At 71.7% G+C, this 17,461-nt stretch carries 18 protein-coding genes; 8 read left to right on the top strand and 10 right to left on the bottom strand.

Features of this window, described 5'->3' with window-relative positions; genetic code table 11:
• Nucleotides 1-136: 136 nt before the first annotated feature.
• A complete protein-coding gene (locus tag ACGFIS_RS36550; RefSeq protein WP_392912097.1) occupies nucleotides 137-730 on the top strand; it encodes a PadR family transcriptional regulator in 594 nt (197 codons plus the stop codon).
• Nucleotides 731-747: 17 nt separating this feature from the next.
• Here the strand turns inward: ACGFIS_RS36550 and ACGFIS_RS36545 are convergent, their stop codons facing one another.
• From ACGFIS_RS36545 to ACGFIS_RS36530, 4 genes are all read right to left on the bottom strand, one after another.
• Nucleotides 748-1,923 carry a hypothetical protein gene (locus tag ACGFIS_RS36545; RefSeq protein WP_392912095.1) on the bottom strand — a complete coding sequence of 392 codons (1,176 nt, stop codon included), beginning with the start codon at nucleotides 1,921-1,923 and terminating at the stop codon, nucleotides 748-750.
• 252 nt (nucleotides 1,924-2,175) lie between these two features.
• Entirely contained in the window at nucleotides 2,176-2,982 is an 807-nt protein-coding gene (locus ACGFIS_RS36540; protein ID WP_392912093.1) for a hypothetical protein, read from the bottom strand.
• A gap of 502 nt (nucleotides 2,983-3,484) precedes the next feature.
• Nucleotides 3,485-4,306, bottom strand: coding sequence for a trehalose-phosphatase (gene otsB / locus ACGFIS_RS36535; protein WP_392912090.1), 822 nt, complete (start codon nucleotides 4,304-4,306; stop codon nucleotides 3,485-3,487).
• Nucleotides 4,307-4,392: 86 nt separating this feature from the next.
• Nucleotides 4,393-4,713, bottom strand: a complete 321-nt coding sequence (locus tag ACGFIS_RS36530; RefSeq protein ID WP_358469225.1) for a DUF3263 domain-containing protein — start codon at nucleotides 4,711-4,713, stop codon at nucleotides 4,393-4,395.
• Nucleotides 4,714-5,059: 346 nt separating this feature from the next.
• Here ACGFIS_RS36530 and ACGFIS_RS36525 point away from each other — a divergent pair, with 346 nt between their 5' ends.
• Nucleotides 5,060-5,800, top strand: coding sequence for a MarR family winged helix-turn-helix transcriptional regulator (locus ACGFIS_RS36525; RefSeq protein WP_392912087.1), 741 nt, complete (start codon nucleotides 5,060-5,062; stop codon nucleotides 5,798-5,800).
• A 37-nt stretch (nucleotides 5,801-5,837) separates the two neighbouring features.
• Here the strand turns inward: ACGFIS_RS36525 and ACGFIS_RS36520 are convergent, their stop codons facing one another.
• The 4 genes from ACGFIS_RS36520 to ACGFIS_RS36505 form a co-directional block, all read right to left on the bottom strand.
• Nucleotides 5,838-6,122: an SHOCT domain-containing protein gene (locus ACGFIS_RS36520; RefSeq protein ID WP_392973903.1), complete on the bottom strand. Its 285-nt coding sequence runs from the start codon at nucleotides 6,120-6,122 to the stop codon at nucleotides 5,838-5,840.
• Nucleotides 6,123-6,247: 125 nt separating this feature from the next.
• Nucleotides 6,248-8,566: a S8 family serine peptidase gene (locus ACGFIS_RS36515; protein WP_392973902.1), complete on the bottom strand. Its 2,319-nt coding sequence runs from the start codon at nucleotides 8,564-8,566 to the stop codon at nucleotides 6,248-6,250.
• Nucleotides 8,567-8,818: 252 nt separating this feature from the next.
• Nucleotides 8,819-10,486, bottom strand: a complete 1,668-nt coding sequence (locus ACGFIS_RS36510; RefSeq protein WP_392912080.1) for a cation acetate symporter — start codon at nucleotides 10,484-10,486, stop codon at nucleotides 8,819-8,821.
• On the bottom strand, nucleotides 10,483-10,680 hold the full coding sequence (locus ACGFIS_RS36505) for a DUF485 domain-containing protein (RefSeq protein ID WP_392973901.1): 198 nt from the start codon (nucleotides 10,678-10,680) through the stop codon (nucleotides 10,483-10,485). The genes ACGFIS_RS36510 and ACGFIS_RS36505 overlap by 4 nt, the downstream gene beginning before the upstream one ends.
• 330 nt (nucleotides 10,681-11,010) lie before the next feature.
• Between ACGFIS_RS36505 and ACGFIS_RS36500 the strand changes: the two genes are divergently transcribed.
• From ACGFIS_RS36500 to ACGFIS_RS36485, 4 genes are all read left to right on the top strand, one after another.
• The gene (locus ACGFIS_RS36500; RefSeq protein ID WP_392912074.1) at nucleotides 11,011-12,153 is read left to right on the top strand and encodes a hypothetical protein; all 1,143 of its coding nucleotides are present in this window, start codon (nucleotides 11,011-11,013) and stop codon (nucleotides 12,151-12,153) included.
• 91 nt (nucleotides 12,154-12,244) lie between these two features.
• A complete protein-coding gene (locus ACGFIS_RS36495) occupies nucleotides 12,245-13,192 on the top strand; it encodes an LLM class flavin-dependent oxidoreductase (RefSeq protein WP_392912072.1) in 948 nt (315 codons plus the stop codon).
• On the top strand, nucleotides 13,189-13,869 hold the full coding sequence (locus tag ACGFIS_RS36490; protein ID WP_392912069.1) for an alpha/beta fold hydrolase: 681 nt from the start codon (nucleotides 13,189-13,191) through the stop codon (nucleotides 13,867-13,869). Before ACGFIS_RS36495 ends, ACGFIS_RS36490 begins: the two co-directional genes overlap by 4 nt.
• 9 nt (nucleotides 13,870-13,878) lie before the next feature.
• Nucleotides 13,879-14,565 carry a winged helix-turn-helix transcriptional regulator gene (locus ACGFIS_RS36485; RefSeq protein ID WP_392912067.1) on the top strand — a complete coding sequence of 229 codons (687 nt, stop codon included), beginning with the start codon at nucleotides 13,879-13,881 and terminating at the stop codon, nucleotides 14,563-14,565.
• A 27-nt stretch (nucleotides 14,566-14,592) separates the two neighbouring features.
• Here the strand turns inward: ACGFIS_RS36485 and ACGFIS_RS36480 are convergent, their stop codons facing one another.
• Nucleotides 14,593-14,877, bottom strand: coding sequence for a GlsB/YeaQ/YmgE family stress response membrane protein (locus tag ACGFIS_RS36480; protein ID WP_392912065.1), 285 nt, complete (start codon nucleotides 14,875-14,877; stop codon nucleotides 14,593-14,595).
• 129 nt (nucleotides 14,878-15,006) lie between these two features.
• Between ACGFIS_RS36480 and ACGFIS_RS36475 the strand changes: the two genes are divergently transcribed.
• Complete coding sequence (locus ACGFIS_RS36475) at nucleotides 15,007-15,150, top strand: BBE domain-containing protein (protein WP_392912063.1); 144 nt, start codon at nucleotides 15,007-15,009, stop codon at nucleotides 15,148-15,150.
• Between the two features lie 55 nt (nucleotides 15,151-15,205).
• On the opposite strand, the gene ACGFIS_RS36470 is transcribed toward ACGFIS_RS36475, so the two are convergent.
• Complete coding sequence (locus ACGFIS_RS36470; protein WP_392912148.1) at nucleotides 15,206-16,441, bottom strand: cytochrome P450; 1,236 nt, start codon at nucleotides 16,439-16,441, stop codon at nucleotides 15,206-15,208.
• 235 nt (nucleotides 16,442-16,676) lie between these two features.
• Between ACGFIS_RS36470 and ACGFIS_RS36465 the strand changes: the two genes are divergently transcribed.
• On the top strand, nucleotides 16,677-17,267 hold the full coding sequence (locus ACGFIS_RS36465) for a hypothetical protein (protein WP_392912061.1): 591 nt from the start codon (nucleotides 16,677-16,679) through the stop codon (nucleotides 17,265-17,267).
• The last annotated feature ends 194 nt before the right edge of the window (nucleotides 17,268-17,461 follow it).

Below are 17,461 nucleotides of genomic sequence, written 5' to 3'. Positions count from 1 at the left end.
GTCCACCCCTGTGCTCTCCTGGCGTCCGCCGACGCGCCCCGCGCGCGCGGGCAGATCCAGGACGCGGTGTTGCTTCGCGACCTATTCCGATATATCGTTAATGCATCGCAACCGATCATAAGCTAAGGAGACTGAGATGCGTGACGACACACCGAGAAGGCGCGGAGGCCCCCGGGGGTTCCAGGAGCGCGGGCGCCGCGGAGACCAGTTCGGCCCGTGGGGGTCCGGCGGCCCGGGGTTCGGTCCCGGGCCCGGCCATCGCGGACGCGGTGGACGCGGGCGGCGGACCCGGCGCGGCAACGTCCGGGCGGCCCTGCTCGCCCTGCTCGCCGAGCGGGCGATGCACGGCTACGAGATGATCCAGGAACTGGACGCCCGCACCGGCGGTGTCTGGCGGCCGAGCCCCGGCTCGGTCTACCCGACCCTCCAGATGCTGGAGGACGAGGACATGGTCACCAGCGAGGAGCAGGGCGGCAAGCGGCTGTTCTCCCTCACCGACGCGGGCCGCGAGGCGGCGGCCGCGCAGAGCACGACCCCCTGGGACGAGGTCACCGCGGCCGCCGGCGAGAACGCCCTGCGCGGGCGTGAGGCGGTCGGCCAGCTGATGGGCGCCCTGCACCAGGTCATGGCGGTCGGCAGCGAGACGCAGAAGGCGCGTGCGCTGGACGTCGTCAACGACGCCCGCCGCCGCCTCTACGGAATCCTCGCCGATGACCCCGAAGCCGATTGAAGCGGCATCCGGCGCGGTCAGCCCGGGAAGGGGACCGGCTTGGCGCGCTGGTCGGCCATGTACAGCTGCTTCCACACGTACAGGCTCATGTCCCCGCGGGCGATGTCGTTCTGGACGGGGACGTCGACCGTGGCGCGCACCAGGTACGTGGCGCCCGGCGCCATGTACTTGTCGCCGCCCTCTCCGGGGATGAGCGCACCGCCCGCGAGCCTCCGCACGACCTCGCTCTTCGTCGGCGGCGTGCACATTTCCTCCGGGACGCCGGCCTGCGGCATGCACCGTCCCCGGGCCTCGGGCGTGACGAGCTCGCGCTTGACGAAGACGTCGCCGGGGAAGTCGAGCAGCACCTTCTCGTCCGTCGGGTTGGTGAGCAGGTACTCGATGTAGGGGAACGACGTCCCGGACGGCGGCGACGACTGGAACGTCGTCACGGCGCCGTCGCTCACCCCGCTGGTCACCGTGGCGAGGGTGTACTTGGATCCGTCGGCCGTGCCGACCTTGATGGGCGCCCCGGCGGAGGGCAGGCGGACGTCGGCGCCGCCCGTAGGACGCTCACCGGCGGCGGCGCCTTCACCGCCGCCACCGCCGCCGCGCGTCAGGACGAGCCCGACCACGACCAGGCCGGCCAGGACGAGGACGCCCGCGGCGACGAGCCCGCTGCGGCGCCCCGCCCGCTGCCGCGCCGTGCGTTCCCGCTCGCGCTCACGTGACCCGAGCCGCACCTGCACGCCGCTCGTCTCCCGGACGCCCATCTGCCCGGCCGCGGGCTCGTCCCCGTGCTCTACGTACATGTCCTGCTCGGTGTACGCGTCCTGCGCCTCGGAGACACCCGCCCATGCCGCGCCGCCGCGCATGTCCTGTTCCGCACCCGGCTGCTCCGGGGACCGGACCTGCGACCGGACGTGCGGCTGAACGTGCGGCTGAACGTGCGGCTGCGGCGATTCGGGGGGACGGCCCCAGACCCGCGGCGGTTCCTGCGCACCGGGAGCCGCGTGGACGATGGGACGCGTCGGGGCGCCCGGCGGAACCGGGGTGCCCGGCGGTCTCCGCACGTCCGCCCGCGGGAACGGCCGCGCGGCCCGTCCGGGGTGGACGGGCGTCCCCTGCACGGGCGTGGCCTTCGCCGGAATCTCATGGGGTGGAGCGCTTCGCACCTCGCCCGGACGGCGTGGGACTCCCGGTTCAGTGTTCACCGTCAAGCCTCCCCATGTACCTGTGCGGTTCCCCGTGACCACACTTACCGCGATCCATCCTATTTTGGCGCAATTAGACAGCCGATCCACGCGCGCCACCAGAGTCTCGCGAGATCCGACAAATCCGTACACGCCACTTTGTCACCTGGGCCAACAACCGGCCAGTACGGCACCGGTCACCCGTCAGTGGCACCTGTCAGGACGGCGCGAGTCCGGTCCGGGGGAAGCCGGACAAGCCGCGATCCTCGCGCCTCACTTCGGAAAGGGGACCTGCTTCGCGGGCTTGTCGGCCATGTAGAGCTGCCTCCACACGTACAGGCTCATGTCCGCTCTGGTGAGGCCGCGCTTGATGGGCGCCTGGACGGTGATGCGCACCAGGTACGTCGATCCCGGCGGCATGTACTTGTCGCCGCCCGCCGCGGGGACCAGCTCGCCGCCCGCGAGCCGCCGCACGACCTCGCTCGTCGTCGGCGGAGTGCACATGTCATCGGGGACGCCGGTCTGCGGCTCGCACCGGCCCTGCGCGGCCGACGTGACGAACTCGCGCTTGAGGAACACGTCGCCCGGGAAGTTGAGCAGCACCTCTTGCTGCGTCGGGTTGGTGAGGAGGTAATCGATGTAGGGGAACGACGTGCCGGCGGGCGGCGCGGACTTCGTCTTCTCGTTCAACCCGCTGGTCACCGCGGCGATCCGGTACCTGAACCCGTCGGCCGTACCGATTTCGACGGGTGCCCCGGCCGGCGGGAGCTCGACGTTCTCGACGCTCTGCCCCGCCTTGCCGGCGTCCGCTTCGCCCTCGTCCCCCGAGCCGGGCGTCAGGACGAGCCCGATCACGACGAGCCCGGCCACCACGAGCACGCCCGCCCCGGCCATCATGCCGCGGCGTCCCGCGGGCCGGCGCTCTCGCCGCTCCCGGCCTTGCCGCTCCCGGCGTTGCCGTTCCCGCTCGCGCGTCCGCGACCCGAGCCGCACCTCCACGCCGCCGGTCTCCCAGCTGCCCGTCTGACTCGGCGCGGACGCTCCGGTCCGCTCGGGGTACGCGTTCTGCGTCTCGGGCACGCCGGCCCACACACCCCCCGGCTGTGATGTCCCGGGCAGCGGTGTCCCGGACTGTGATGGGCGTTCGGGTGGGCGGCCCGGGGGTTCGGGTGGGCGGCCCCAGGCCCCCGGTGTCTCCGGGGCGCCGGGGCGTCCCTGGACGATGGGGCGGGTCGGGGCACCCGGAGGTACCGGCGCACCCGGCGGCGGTGTCCGGGCACCCGGCGGCTCGGGCGCCGCGGGGTGAACCGGCAGTCCTTCCAGCGGTGTCGCCCGGGGCGACGGATCACCCTGGGGAATGTGCCGGGGATCGCCCGGACGGCGTGGGAGTCCCGGTTCCGTGTCCACCGTCTAGTTCGCCTTTCGTAGCGCGGCCACCCGCGAACCGCACACTTGCCGCAATTCGCCACATCTTGCCTCACGTGGACGGCGGCCCGCACGCGGCTCCGGAAACAGGCGAGATCCGATGACCCCGGGCGCGATTCTTGTCACTTTACGACGAGACGTTGGCGTGTCGTGCAGGTCAGAGAGGCGAGTCGAGCAGCGTCCCGAGGAAACCGACGACTCCGGCCGGGCCGTCCACGACCACGTCCGCCCGCTCGGCGAGCGCCGTCACCTCGCTGGACCCGCTGCAGACCAGCACCCCGGGCACCCCTTCCGCGCGCAGCGACTCCACGGCGTCGAACGCCGCCAGGTCACCGAGGTCGTCTCCGGCGAACAGCACGGCCGACGGGCGCGCCCCGCGGTCGTCGATGAACGACCGCAGCGCCATCCCCTTGTCCATCCCGTGCGGCCGCAGCTCCAGGACGAGCCGGCCGGGCTCCACCGTCAGCCCGGTACGTTCGGCGAGCGCGGCGAGAATGCTCCGCAGCCGCTCAAGCGCGACCTCCGGCTCGGCGCACCGGCGGGTGTGCACCGCCAGCGCCTGCCCCTTGTCCTCGACGAAGGTCTCCGGCGGCGCACCCGCGGCCGCCAGGACGCTCGGCAGCTTGGCTCGGGCCTCCGCGACACCCGGCGGCGGCTCGGGGACGGTCAGAACGCCGGACTCCCAGCGTTCCAGCCCGTACTGCCCGAGCACGACCAGGCCGTCGATGCCTTCGAAACCGCCGTACTCGACCGCCACCGCCGCGGGACGTCCCGTGACGATCACCACCGCGCCCACCAGCGGAGCCAGCCGGGCCAGCGCCGCGGCGGCATCCGGATGCGCCCGGGCCGCGGCCGGATCGTCGACGATCGGCGCGAGAGTGCCGTCGAAGTCGAAGCCGAGCACGGCCCCGGCCGGGGATTCACGGATGGCGTCGAGGCCGTCGGCGCCGGCGGCCGTCACAGAGCGGGGAGAGTTCACCCGGCCAGTCAACCCTCTTCGTCCGGGGTGTCGCCAGGACCCGCCCGGCGCGAGTCCTCGGACGGAGGCGGGTGCGGCCGGCCGGGTCAGGGCCGGATGCCGAGGCGGCGGGCCGCGCGGCTGCGTTGCCGCTGCGACCGCATCCGGCGCAGGCGCTTGACGAGCATCGGGTCGCACTCGAGCGCCTCGGGTCGGTCGATCAGAATGTTGAGGAGCTGGTAGTACCGCGTCGCCGACATGTCGAACAGCTCGCGGATGGCCTGCTCCTTCGCTCCGGCGTACTTCCACCACTGCCGTTCGAAGGCGAGGATCCGGCGGTCACGCTCGGAGAGCTGGTCGGCGGGGAAGGCGGCGTCGTCCGCCCCCCCTTCTTCGGTCACGGGTTGCGGAACCGGGCCATCGTCCATGCTTCCGTCCTGTGGGGGGACGTCACCGCGGGGATCACCGGGGGGGTTCGCCGCTCGCATCAGGTCCCCTCTGTGGTCACTGATCCCGGGTCGTCCGGGTTCGGGCGGGAGTCATGTTACGCGTCCGCGCCGACAAGTTCCGGCGGTTCGCGGGGAACGGCGGCCGACGATTCAGTGCATCACATCCCCGTTCACCTGGGGATCTTCAACGCCGCGTGTCCCACCGGGACCACCTGTCCCAGCCGCCCCGGACGCGTGCGATCGCATTCGTTAGGGTCGGTAATCCGCAGTGTCCGGCGCGGCGTCCGAGCAGGCGGCGATGACAGCACGGAACGGAGACCTTTGCATGGCGACGGACACCTCCGCCACGAAACGGCCCGCCGGACGTAACGCGGCCGACCACGAACCCGCCGACCACGAACCCGCCGACCACGAGGCCTCCGACCACGGCACCGCCGTGCGGGAGCCGGCCACCCCGGGACGTCATGACGAGCCCGCCTCCGACCCCGTCCTGGCCGACATCAGCGTGGCGCTGCTCCAGCTTCGCCGGGCCTGGGCGAAACCCGACCTCATGAAGCGGATCCGCGCGCAGACGCCGACCGAAACCGGCGGGCGCCCGCTGCAGATCTCGAACCTGATGGTGGTGAACGCCGTCGCCGCCCTCACGGCCGCGGAACCCGGTGACGCGGCGCCCCATGACACGGCGCCCCATGACACGGCGCCACATGACACGGACGAGCCGTCTTGCGAGGTCACCGTCGGCGCCGTCGCGGAACGACTGGAGATCGACCCGTCCACCGCGAGCCGCCTCGTCGGGCACGCGATCGACGCGGGGCTGCTGTCGCGGCGCCCGTCCCCCGTCGACGCGCGCCGCGCCAACCTGGGACTCACCGAGGCGGGACGGCGTGTCAAGCAGGTCGCCGACCGGTTCCGCCGCGCCTACTTCGACGAGCTGATGTCCGGCTGGTCGGCGACGGAGCGGACGGAGTTCGCCCGGCTCCTCACCCGCTTCGTCGACGCCGCCGCCCGCGCCCCGCGCTACGCGGACGGCATCGACAAGATCTTCGAGGAGGCCCGCGCCGACTAGCGCGGACCTGCTCGCTCCGGGCGGCGCCGGGCCCGGGTCAACTTCCGTTGCGGAGTGTGGAGATGCGCATCAGGTACTCGTCCTCGTCGATCTCGCCGCGGGCGAACCGCTCGGCGAGCACCGACTGCGCCTTGGCCATCGGGTCGGCCGCCGCCGCGGCCGCCGCGGCGTTGCCGTTCATCTTGCGGCGGATCAGGTAGAACCCCGTCGCCAGCACGGCCAGCCAGAACAGGCCGAAGGTGATCGGGAAGACCGGCCAGAACGCCGGCGCGTCCCCGCCGTCGTGCCAGTTGCCCGGATTCATCTGCGTCGCCAATGTCATCAACATGGTCCATCGACCCTTCCTGTCGTTCGGATACGTCGATGCTCGGCGACAGGTTCGGGGGCACACATCGTCTGGCCGGAGACTCTCGCGCTACGCCCGGCGGAGTACCGCGGGCACGGGGTTCACCACCAGGGCGGCCGGTAGTCCTCGTCGTCGGAGGGCCCCGAGGGGCGCGGACGCCGCCCGCGCGGCTCGTCGTCCGCCTGGTTCACCGGGGGGACGGGCCCGCGCGGCGGCTCACCGTCGGCGGGATCGGGCGGGACGGCGGGCAGCGCGCCGGTCGGCCACCCGTCCACGGGCGGTCCGGGAGGGCCGGGCGGTCCGGGAGGGAGCGGCGGCTGCGCCGGCGGTTCCGGAGGCACGGCGGGCAGCGGGGCGGTCAGGTCGATGTCCGGTCGTTCGTGCCCGCCGAGGGCGTTGCGCCGGAACGCGTCCCAGTCGTCGTCGTCCAGGCCGGGCGCATCGCCTCCGGCGCCGCCGACTCCGAAACCGGAACCGTTGACGTCGGTGCCGTTGGCGCCGTTCCCGTCGGCGTGATGACCGTGACCGTTGCCGAAGTCGTGCCCGTTCGCCGGCTTGTGCCCATTGGTGAGGCCCTGGCCGTTCAGATGGCCCTGCCCGTTGAGGTGGCCCTCTCCGTTGGCGTGGCCCTGCCTGTTGGCGTGGCCCCCGTTCCGTCCGTCCGCCGAGTACTCGCCGGGGACGAACGGACGAAGTTCGCTCGACATGATCGGCGGCTGGTGCGGGGCCGGCGGCGGCGGGGGCTCGACAACGCCGGGCGATGCCTCCGTGTCCCAGGAGGCACCCCAGGTCGAGGTGTCCAGGGGCGGCGTGTCCATGGCCGGCGTGTCCATGGCCGGCGTGTCCATGGCCGGCGTGTCCAAGGGCGGCGTGTCCATGGGCGCTGCGTCCCACGGCGAGGGCTCCCCTCCCGGGACGCCGAAAGGCGGAACGTTCCCCGGCGGGACGGCCGGCGCGGGCGGCCCCTGGTACACGTCGGTGCTCTGCCAGAGCGGCGCGTTGACCGGCGCGACCACGGGCGCCATGGCGGCGGAGCCCGGCGGCACCGCCGCCGCGGCGGCGGGCTGGCGCTGCGCGACGGGGGCGGACGGCAGGCCGTAGTCGGGCACGGCGTCGGTGTCGCCGGTGTCGTCATCCGGGCGGCGCCGCTGCCGCCAGCCGAGCACGAGCCCGAAGACGACGAGCATTCCGCCGCCGGCGAGGACCGCCGGGAGCAGCAGGTCCGAGCCCTCCTCGGGGGCCTGCGCCACCGGCTCCGGGGCCGGGGACGGGGGCGGGGTCTCCACCGGGCCGCTGGACGTCTTGTTGATCTTGTGTGCGGCGAAGAGCGTCCTCAGCGCGTCGACCGTCCCGTGGCAGGTGGACGAGCCCGTCGGATGCCCGCGCCGCGCGGGCGACCCCTGGATCAGCGCCTGCCGGACCTCGGCCGGTGTCAGCCTCGGGTAGCGGGACCGGACGAGGGCGGCGACCCCGGCGACCATGGCCGACGAGGCGCTGGTGCCCGTCCCGACGACGTAGCCGTTGCTGGCGTCGGCGCTGACGATGTCCACGCCGGGTGCGCAGACGGCGGCGTGGGAGCGCCTGTTGCTGTCCTTCCAGAGGCGCAGCCTGCGGTCGAGCGCGCCGACGGCGATCACTCCGGGGTAGGCGGCGGGGAAGTTCTTGCGGTTGGCGCCCGAGCCGTCGTTGCCCGCGGAGGCGATCAGGACGACGCCCTTGCCGAGCGCGTACTTGATCGCGCTCTCCTGGGACTTGGTGCCGTTGTAGAACTGGCGTCCGCCGCCGAGGGACATGTTGATGATGTCGGCGCCGTGGTCGACGGCGTAGCGGATGCCCTGGGCGACGGCGTCGCGGTCGGCGCTCCCGTTCTCCTGCCCGTTGTCGCGCCGCAGCGGGTCGTCGTTCTCCAGCGTGACGCGGATGGACAGGATGTGGCTCTGCGGCGCGACGCCCATCATTCCCTGCGACAGCCGGGGCCCGTGGCCGTGGCCGGAGATGATGCTCGCCATCGACGTCCCGTGCAGGCCCCAGAAGCGGGTGCCGGGACTGCGCACTCCGCCGGTGAGATCGGGCCCGGTGATGACCTGTCCGGTGAGGTCGGGGTGGTTCTTGTCGACGCCGGTGTCGAGGACCGCGACCGTGACGCCGCGTCCCTTGGAGTACTTCCACGCCTTCTGGGTGCGGAGCACGTTCAGGTGCCATTCGCGGCCGCGGATCTGGTCGGTCGGGGCGTTGAGGAGCGCCCCGGCCGCCGCGCCGCGCACGGTTCGTTCCCGCTGCGGCCGGTCTCCGGTCGCGACGGCCACCGGTACGGCCACGGCCGCGCCGAGGGTGAGCACCGTGAGGGCCGCGGTCGTCCGGGCGCCGAGCCGGGTCGCCGGTCGGGTACGCGCTGGACGGCGTCGACCGGCTTCGGACACGCCGCCGCACCTCCCTCCCGGCAGACCGCCGCGCTCCACGACGGGTTGACATTCTGCCACGCGAACCGGCCTCGGCCCGGGCACTCGGAACATTAGGGCACGTCCGGGACAGCGAGGGTCTTCCCTTCCGCGACCTGCCTGGCCAGTCCCTCAATACCCACTGGTAACCAGGGTGCGCACGAAATGTTATCCGTCCCACACCGGCACGTCACCGCCACGCCGGGCCGGACGCCGCCGTCCCGCAGCCGGACGTCAGTGGGAGCCCGCCCCCGTCAGCGCCCTGACCGACAGGTCGTCGTAGCGCTCCGGGTCCGGCTGTTCCCGTCCGAGGAGGGTTCCGGCGACGGCGCAGGCGAACCCGATCGGGATCGAGACGATGCCGGGGTTCTCCAGAGGGAACAGGTGGAAGTCGACGCCCGCGGGGAACAGCGACCGGCTCTCGCCCGTCACCGGGTCGACCTTGCCCGACACGACCGGTGAGAACACCACCAGCACCAGTGAGCTGATCAGCCCGCCGTAGATGCCGGCGACGACACCGCTGGAGGTGAACCGCCGCCAGAACAGCGACAGCACGATCGCCGGGAGGTTGGCCGCGGCCGCCATCGCGAACGCCAGCGCCACCAGGAACGCCACGTTCAGGTTGCGGGCGACGACCGCGAGGACGATGGCCAGCGAGCCGACGAGGAACGCCGCGAACCTGGCCACCCCCACCTCCTGCGACTCGCGCGGACGGCCGAGCATCAGCACCTGGCCGAAGTAGTCGTGCGCCAGCGACGTGGACGAGGCCAGCACGACCCCGGACACGACGGCGAGGATCGTCGCGAACGCCACCGCGCCGATGAACGCCAGCATGACGTCACCGCCGAGGTGTCCGCCGGCGTGCTCCCCGACCGCCCGCGCGAGCAGCGGTACGGCGGTGTTGCCGGACGGGTCCTGCTCGACGATCGCCCGGCGTCCGACCAGGGCCGCCGCGCCGAAGCCCAGCGCCAGCGTCATCAGGTAGAAGACGCCGACGAGCCCGATCGCCCACGACACCGACGTGCGGGCGGCGCGCCCGTCCGGGACGGCGAAGAAGCGGTTGACGATGTGCGGCAGGCCGGCCGTGCCGAGCACCAGGGCGACGGCGAGGCTGATGAAGTCCAGCTTGTTGACGATCGTGTGGTAGGCGTCGCCGGGTACGTCCTGCCCGTATCGCAGTCCCGGCCGCAGGAACGCCTCGCCCTTCCCGCTCGCGTCGGCTGCGGACCCGAGCATGGCGCCGACGTCGAACCCGAACCTGCCGAGCACCATGACCGCCAGCACGGCGGAGCCCGCCATCAGCAGGCCCGACTTGATGATCTGCACCCAGGTGGTGGCCTTCATCCCGCCGAACGCCACATAGCAGATCATGAGCGCGCCCACCGCGACGATCGTCACCGTCCGGGCGGTGCCCGCGGACATTCCGAGGAACCGCTCCCCGCTGTGGATGCCGAGCAGCAGCGACACCAGCGCCCCCGCCCCGACCATCTGCGCCAGCAGGTAGAACACCGACACGGTGACGGTGGAGACGACCGCCGCCCGGCGCACGGGGGCCTGCCGCCGGACGCGCCGCGACAGCACGTCCGCCATCGTGAACCGGCCCGCGTTGCGCATCATCTCGACCAGCAGCAGTGCGAGCAGCCACGCCACCAGGAAGCCGACGGAGTACAGGAACCCGTCGTATCCGGACAGCGCGATGATCCCCGCGATGCCGAGGAAGGACGCCGCCGACATGTAGTCGCCCGCGAGCGCCACGCCGTTCTGCGCGCCGGAGAACGTGCGCCCGCCCGCGTAGAAGTCGTCGGCGCCGCGGGTGTTCATCCGCGCCCAGACCGTGATCCCGAGAGTGATCAGGATGAACGCGACGAAGAGCGCGAACGTGACCGCGTGATGCTCGATCACCGCAGCTCACCGGCCAGCGGGTCCAGGCGCCGCCGCGCGTACGCCACGTACGCCCAGGCCAGCGCGAACGTCGAGACGAACTGCAGGACGCCGAGCAGGAGCGCGACGTTGACGTGTCCGGCGACCGTCCGCGACATGAAGTCCCGGGCGAACGCGGACAGCCCGATATAGACGAAGTACCACCCGAGAAACACCGTGGCGACGACCAGCGCGGCTCGCCGGAACCGCCGTCTGAGCAGCCGGAACCGCTCATAACCCGCTATCGGCGCATACAGCCCTGAAGGTTCCGTTTCGCTCCGCCGGCGTCCCGTGACCTTCGAGTCCCCCATCATCTGGATCTGGCCTCCCTGGACCGGACATGACTCTCCGCATTTGTCTGATCGCTCTATGAGATCAAAGTTTCAACGTCCGCAACCCTCGTTTGGCGAGATCCAGAAGGAGAACGACACGCCTCGCCCCCGGCGGCCGCGCGGGGCCACAACCGGCACTAGGAAAATGCCAGCCGTTAGTGGCATGGTTGCTCCATGAGACGTCTGATGGCCGGTACGACCCTCCTCCTTTCCACGGTGTCGATCGCGGCGGCACCGGTCGTGACGGTGCCGGTGGGCACGGCGGCGAACACGCCCTCGTCCACCGCGGCGGCCGCGGCACCGGCCGCACCCGTGCGGGCGGCGGCCGAGGAGTGGCGCCGGATCGGGCTGCCGTTCCTCTGGCCGAACGCCGGTCTTTCCGACATCGCGGCGGTCGGCCCCGCCGACGTGTGGGTGGCCGGCGCGCAAGGGGCCTTCTGCATCCCGCAGATCGCCTCGTGGGGCTGCTACGTGCGGAGCGACGGCAACCCCGTGGTCCGCCATTGGAACGGCTCCGCCTGGGAGGAGTTCCCGCTGCCCGGCTGGAACAGCCACGGTGCGATCACCTCGATCGGCACGGTCGCGTCCGACGACGTCTGGGTGTCCACGCCGCCGCACGTTCAGCCGGCGTACCTGGCGCACTTCGACGGGACCGCGTTCACCAAGATCGACCCGCCCGAGTCCGACGTGCCGGTCGAGGTCCATGGGGGCGCCGCCGGCGCGTGGCTGTCGACGACGGGCGGCGACGCGCCGCTCTATCGCTGGACGGACGGCGCATGGCAGCCCGCCCAGGGCACCGGCCTCACCCGCGTGGAGGACGTGCGGGCACGGACGGCCACCGACGCATGGGCGGTGGGCGAAGCAGCCGGTAACCGGGCCGCCGCGGCCCACTGGGACGGCGACTCCTGGACGCCGGTCGACTACCCGGGCGACGACCGCCGGCTGACCGAGGTGCTGCCGGTCTCCGCCACCGAAGTCTGGGCCGCCGTGTACGCCGCCGAGTACGTCGTCCGCTGGAACGGTTCCACCTGGTCACAGATCGACCTGCCCAGCGGGACCCAGTGGGTGGACCTGGCCGTGGACGGCTCGGGAACCGTCTGGGCGGGCGGCCTGGAAAGGATCTACGTCGACGGCTACGGCAAGTGGCGGCCGGTGCTGCTGTCGTACACCGGCGGCACCTGGCAGCGCACCACCCTGTCCATGCCGTGGGGCGCGGACGAGATGACCGTCAACGGGCTGACCGCCGTCCCCGTAACCGGTGCCCTCTGGCTGGCCGCCACCGCCTCGAACGGCCCCGTCGTCCTCACCAACGACTGACCCGATCAAGTTGCCTACCTGATTCTGAACAAAACACTTCAGAAACAAGAAGTAACCCTCTAGAGTCGGTCCCACCCGATGAGGAGGGGCCATGGCGGAGACACGGGTCGGCTATCTGCTGCCGACGCGGGAGCAGAGCCTCCTGGACGAGCACGATCCGGGACGGCTGGTCGAGCAGGCCCGGCGGGCCGAAGCGCTCGGGTTCGACTCGGTGTGGGCGGGCGACAGCCCCGTGACCCGGCCGCGCGCCGACCCGCTGCTCCTCCTGGCGGCCGCGGCGCACGCCACCGAACGGGTCCAGCTCGGCACGGCGGTGCTGCTGCCCGCGCTGCGGCACCCGATCCTGCTGGCGCACCAGCTCGCCACCCTCGACCGGCTCGCGGACGGGCGGCTGATCGCCGGCATGGGCGCCGGATTCCCGAACCCCCGGACCGAGGCCCAGTTCGACGCGATCGGCGTGGGCTTCAAGCGCCGCGTGAGCCGCATGGAGGAGTCGATCGCGGCCATGCGGAAACTGTGGTCGGGCACCGGCCCGGTCTCGTACCGGGGCGAGCACTTCGCGTTCGAGGACGTCGAGCTCGCGCCGCCGCCCGCCCGTCCCGGTGGGCCGCCGATCTGGCTGGCGGGCGGCGGCGGGCCGGCGGTGCGGAGGGTGGCCCGCCTGGCCGACGGCTGGCTGCCCTACCCGCCCGAGGTGCGGACGTACGCGGAGGAACGGGACGTCATCGAGAAGGCTTCGAGCCGGCCCGTCACCCCCGCCCTGTACGCGACCGTCTGCCTGGACGACGACGCCGAGCGCGCACAGCGGCGTCTGCGGACCAGCATCGAGCGCTACTACGACGCCCCGCTGGAGTTCATCCAGTCGATCCAGGCCACGTTCGCCGGCACGGCGGGCGACGCCGCGACGTGGTTGACGTCCTACGCCGAGGCCGGCGCACGGCATGTGGTGATCCGGCTGGCGACCGACGACCACGACGCCGGCCTTGAGGCCTTCGCAGGCCTCGTCCTGCCCCTTCTGCAACGGGAGCGCCCCGCATGACCACGTTCGTCCTCGTTCACGGCGCATGGCACGGCCCCTGGGCCTGGGAGAAGGTGACGCCGTTCCTTCACCGGGCCGGTGCGCACACCCTCGTCCCGAATCTGCGGGACGGTGATGTCGGCCTGCGCGAGCACGTCGAGGACGTCGTCACCGCACTCGGCACCGCACCAGACGACGTCGTGCTCGTCGGGCACAGCTACGCGGGCCTGGTCGTGAGGGAAGCGGCCGACCTGCGCCCCGACCGGGTGGCCCACATCGTGCTGGTCGACGGGTGGGCCGGGCCGGACGGTTCCGGCATGTTCACCCTGGCCCCCGACGCCTTCGTCCAGACGGTCCGGTCCTGGGCGGACGGAGCGCAGGTGCCCGCCCCTCCCCCGGCGGCGTTCGGAATCACCGACCCCGGCGAGGCGGGACGGCTCGTCCCGCGCCTGCGCCCCCAGCCGCTGCGCACCTTCACCGACACCACGCGCCTCGCCGGAGCCGTTGACCGGATCCCGGGAACGGCCGTCTACTGCCGTCCGCAGTCGTTTCCGTTCGACCGGTTCGGCAAGGCGCTCGGATACCGGACGCTCGGGCTGGACGGTCCGCACAACGTGATGCTCACCCATCCGGAACCTCTCGCCCAGTTGCTCCTGGACACCGCCGGGGACTTCGAGAACAAGAAGCCCGCGCCATAGAGTGATGCAGTGGACCAGCGGACGTACAACCAGTACTGCGCGACCGCGCGCACCCTCGACCTCGTCGGCGAACGCTGGACGCTGCTGCTGATCCGGGAGCTGCTCACCGGCCCCAAACGGTTCGGCGACCTGCAGGCCAGCCTGCGGGGCCTCGGCACGGGCCTGCTGTCGGCGCGGCTGAAGCATCTGGAGCGCGAGGGCCTCGCCCGCAAGGTCACGCTGCCGGCGCCCGCCCGGACGCCCGCGTACGCGCTGACGGAGGCGGGCGAGGAACTGGGCCCGGCCGTCCTGGAGATCGCCCGGTGGGGGATGAAGTGGGCGCTCGGTGAACGGCGCGAGGGTGAGACCTTCCACCCGGGGTGGGCCGTCCTGGGGCTCAGGTCCTGCTTCGATCCCGAGGCGGCCGCCGGGCTGCGCGCCGTCTACGAGTTCCGCATCGACGACGAGGTGCTCCACGCCCGCGTCGACGACGGCACGGTCGAGGTGGCGCACGGCCCGGCGCAGCGCCCGGACGCCGTCATCGAGATGGACGAGGACGCGCTCCTCGGCATGGCCGCCGGCCGTTCGGCACTCCGCGACCTGATCGACGGCGGGAGGGCCGCCGTGTCGGGCGACCGGGAGGTCCTGTCCAGGCTCGGCGGCCTGTTCCACCTCCCCGGCCCGCGCCCCCGGACCCCCGAACAGCCTCCGTCCTGACCGGCCGCGTCGCCTGCGGCGGACCTGTCAGCGTTCGACATTGCGGTGTTTGCGGCGCGCTCTGAGCGCGGCGACGATCGCGACACCGAGCATCGCCAGGCCGACCTGGAACACCAGCTCGATCCAGTCGATCCCGCCGGTGGTGTCGACGCCGACCCTCTGCGCGATCGCCGTCCCGATGAGCGCCGCCGCGATGCCGACGAGCACGGTCAGGATGATGCCGATCGGCTGCCGGCCCGGCAGCAGCAGCCGCCCCAGCGCCCCGATGATCGCTCCGATGACGATCGCGGTGATGATCCCTGTGATGTTCATGCCCTTCGTGTGCCCAGAAAGGACACACAGTCACATCGACGCAGGTCGGACGGGGCCGCGGTGTCGTACCCGCCCTTCCCACGGACCGCATGCCGCGGAATCTCCTCAGGTCGAGTTTAGTCATGAATCTTGACTATCAATAGCTGTGACTATAACGTCGACTCAACGCCCGTCGACGCGACACGCGGGAACCACCGCCGGCTCCGCGAGATCAAGCGGGCGTACGACCCCCAGAACGTGTTCCACCGCAACCACAACATCAAGCCCGCCTGAACCAGATCCGGGCCACCCACCGCATCACCCGTCCTGCAGGGCCTATTCCGCGGCCCTACCGGCGTGAGACCCGCATCGGAACGGGCCCGGCGGGCCTCAACGTGATCTCAGCCCGCCCGCGCACGGACACCCCCGGAGCGAGATCGAGCCGGTGAGTGCGGCTGACGGTCGCCAGCACCAGAATCGCCTCCAGCATCGCGAATCCGGCCCCGACACAGATGCGCCTGCCACCCCCGAACGGCAGATACGCGTAGCGGGGACGCTGCTGCTCCCCCATGAACCGCTCCGGCTGAAAACCCTCCGGGTTGGGCCAGATCTCCGTGTTCCGATGCAGCAGATACGGCGGGACCGCGATCGTCGACCCCGCCGGGACCCTCACCCCCGCGATGTCGTCTCCGTCAACGGCATCGCGCTCGATGGTCCACGCCGGCGGGTAGATCCGCATCGCCTCGGAAAGGACGGCCCGCGTCCAGGGCAGCCGGTCCACGTCGCCGGCCTGCGGATCCCTCCCGCCGAGCACCTCGTCCACCTCCCTCTCCAGCCGCTCACGCGCCGCCGGATACCGGGAAAGCAGCACGAACGTCCACGCCAGCGAAGCCGCCGTCGTCTCATGCCCGGCCAGCAGGAGAGTCAGAACCTCATCGCGCAACTCGGCCTCGGAGAACTCACCGCCCTCCTTGAGCAGATTCAGGAGCTCCCCACCGGACGACCCCCGGATGACCCGCTGCACCAGGCCGTCCAACTGGCCGATCGCTCCGCCCAGCCCCGGCACACGCCGATACACCCCACGTTTCGCGGTCACCCCCGGCAGAAACGTCCCGACGACCGCGCCACGCTGCAGCGCCTCCAGGGAACGCCCCGTCCGCCCGGCCTCCCCCGCGAGTTCGCTGCCGAACAACGCCCGCCCCACGATGTCCAGCGTCAGCCGCCGCAACTCACCCGCCGCATCGAACATCACCCCGTCGGGCCACCGCCCGACCGCCGCGACGGCCGTCTCGACGATCTGCGGCGCGAACCCGGCGACGTGCCGCTGCGCGAACACCGGCTGCACCACCCGCCGATGCCGCCGCCACGTCTCACCCTCGCTGGTCAGCAGCCCGTCCCCGAGGACCGCGCGCAGTGGCCGGTACGTGAACGCCTTGACGTAGTTGGCCTGGTTGGCCACGAGAACATGCTCGGCATATTCGGGCCGCGAAAGCACATAAAGCGCACGCCCCACCCCGAACGGCACCCGAACCGCGTCCCCATACCGCCGCCCGAGCGCCCCGTACGTTCCCAGCGGATCCCGCATCATCCGCAACCACCACCGGGCGGATTCCGCACCCCCCGGCCCGGCAACATTCCCACCTGCAACCAACGCCATGAAGCCACCGTAAACCCGCCGTCGTCCATGCCCGGCCCCCCGTGGGCGACCAGATTCCGCCCCTCGGGCAACGGGTGCCGCCCTTGAACGACCGGTCCGAGCGGATGAAGCGCCACCACCGATGCGCCACACTCGTTGGACACGAACAGGGGGCGACGCTCGCATGCACGACGTCCAAGGAGAGCTCGTATTGCGGCCGGATCTCAGGCGAGGGCTGGCCGTTCTGGCCACCTTGGCGGTGGCCACGGCGAGCATCATCGCCGCGATCCTGATCGGCGACGCTCCGACGGTGTTCGCCCCGATTGTGGGCGTCCCGTTCACCATGCTGATCAGCCTGACGATCGCTGCCCTCCTCCGTGCCCGAATCATCCTCACGCCGCACGAGCTCGTCGTACAGGGCCCGTTCGGCCGGCAACGCCGGCCACGCTCCCAGTTCACGGCGGCGGTGCGCGCGTCCATCCTCGGGCCGAGGGGAGTGCTCGCCGGCAGTCTGTTCGTGCTCGGCCCACATCGCGACCTGCTCATCAGGGTGTCCGGCGACAGCTACACACGCGAGGATTTCGACCGGCTGGTGGACGCAATCGGCGTGCCGTGCAATCACCTCAAAGACCCGATTAAAGCAAAAGACCTCGACCACATTTATCCGGGCCTGGTGTCGAGGGCCGAGCGCCACCCCTACCGAATCGCCATCGCTACGTTCGCCCTCATAAGCGCCGCAACCATCGCCATAGTGCTTCTTTCCATCCGCTCCTGACCCGCGACAATCACGGCTGATATGGAAAGCATCACTCGTCTGGGAAACCGCCTCGCGTTCGAGCCGCAAGGCGGACCGCGTCGGGATTCGGGCATCCAGCCTGACTTGGCTCACTCGCTTGGATGTCGTCAGACCTTGAGCCTGTTGACCTGTGGATACGTGTTCGGGTGAGTGTGGTTTCACGCACTAAGCGG

The sequence above is a fragment of the Spirillospora sp. NPDC048824 genome (assembly GCF_043198455.1).
Classification (GTDB): Bacteria; Actinomycetota; Actinomycetes; order Streptosporangiales; family Streptosporangiaceae; genus Spirillospora.
The sequence above is the reverse complement of the archived record's forward strand: the minus strand, read 5'-3'. Positions and strand labels throughout refer to the sequence as shown.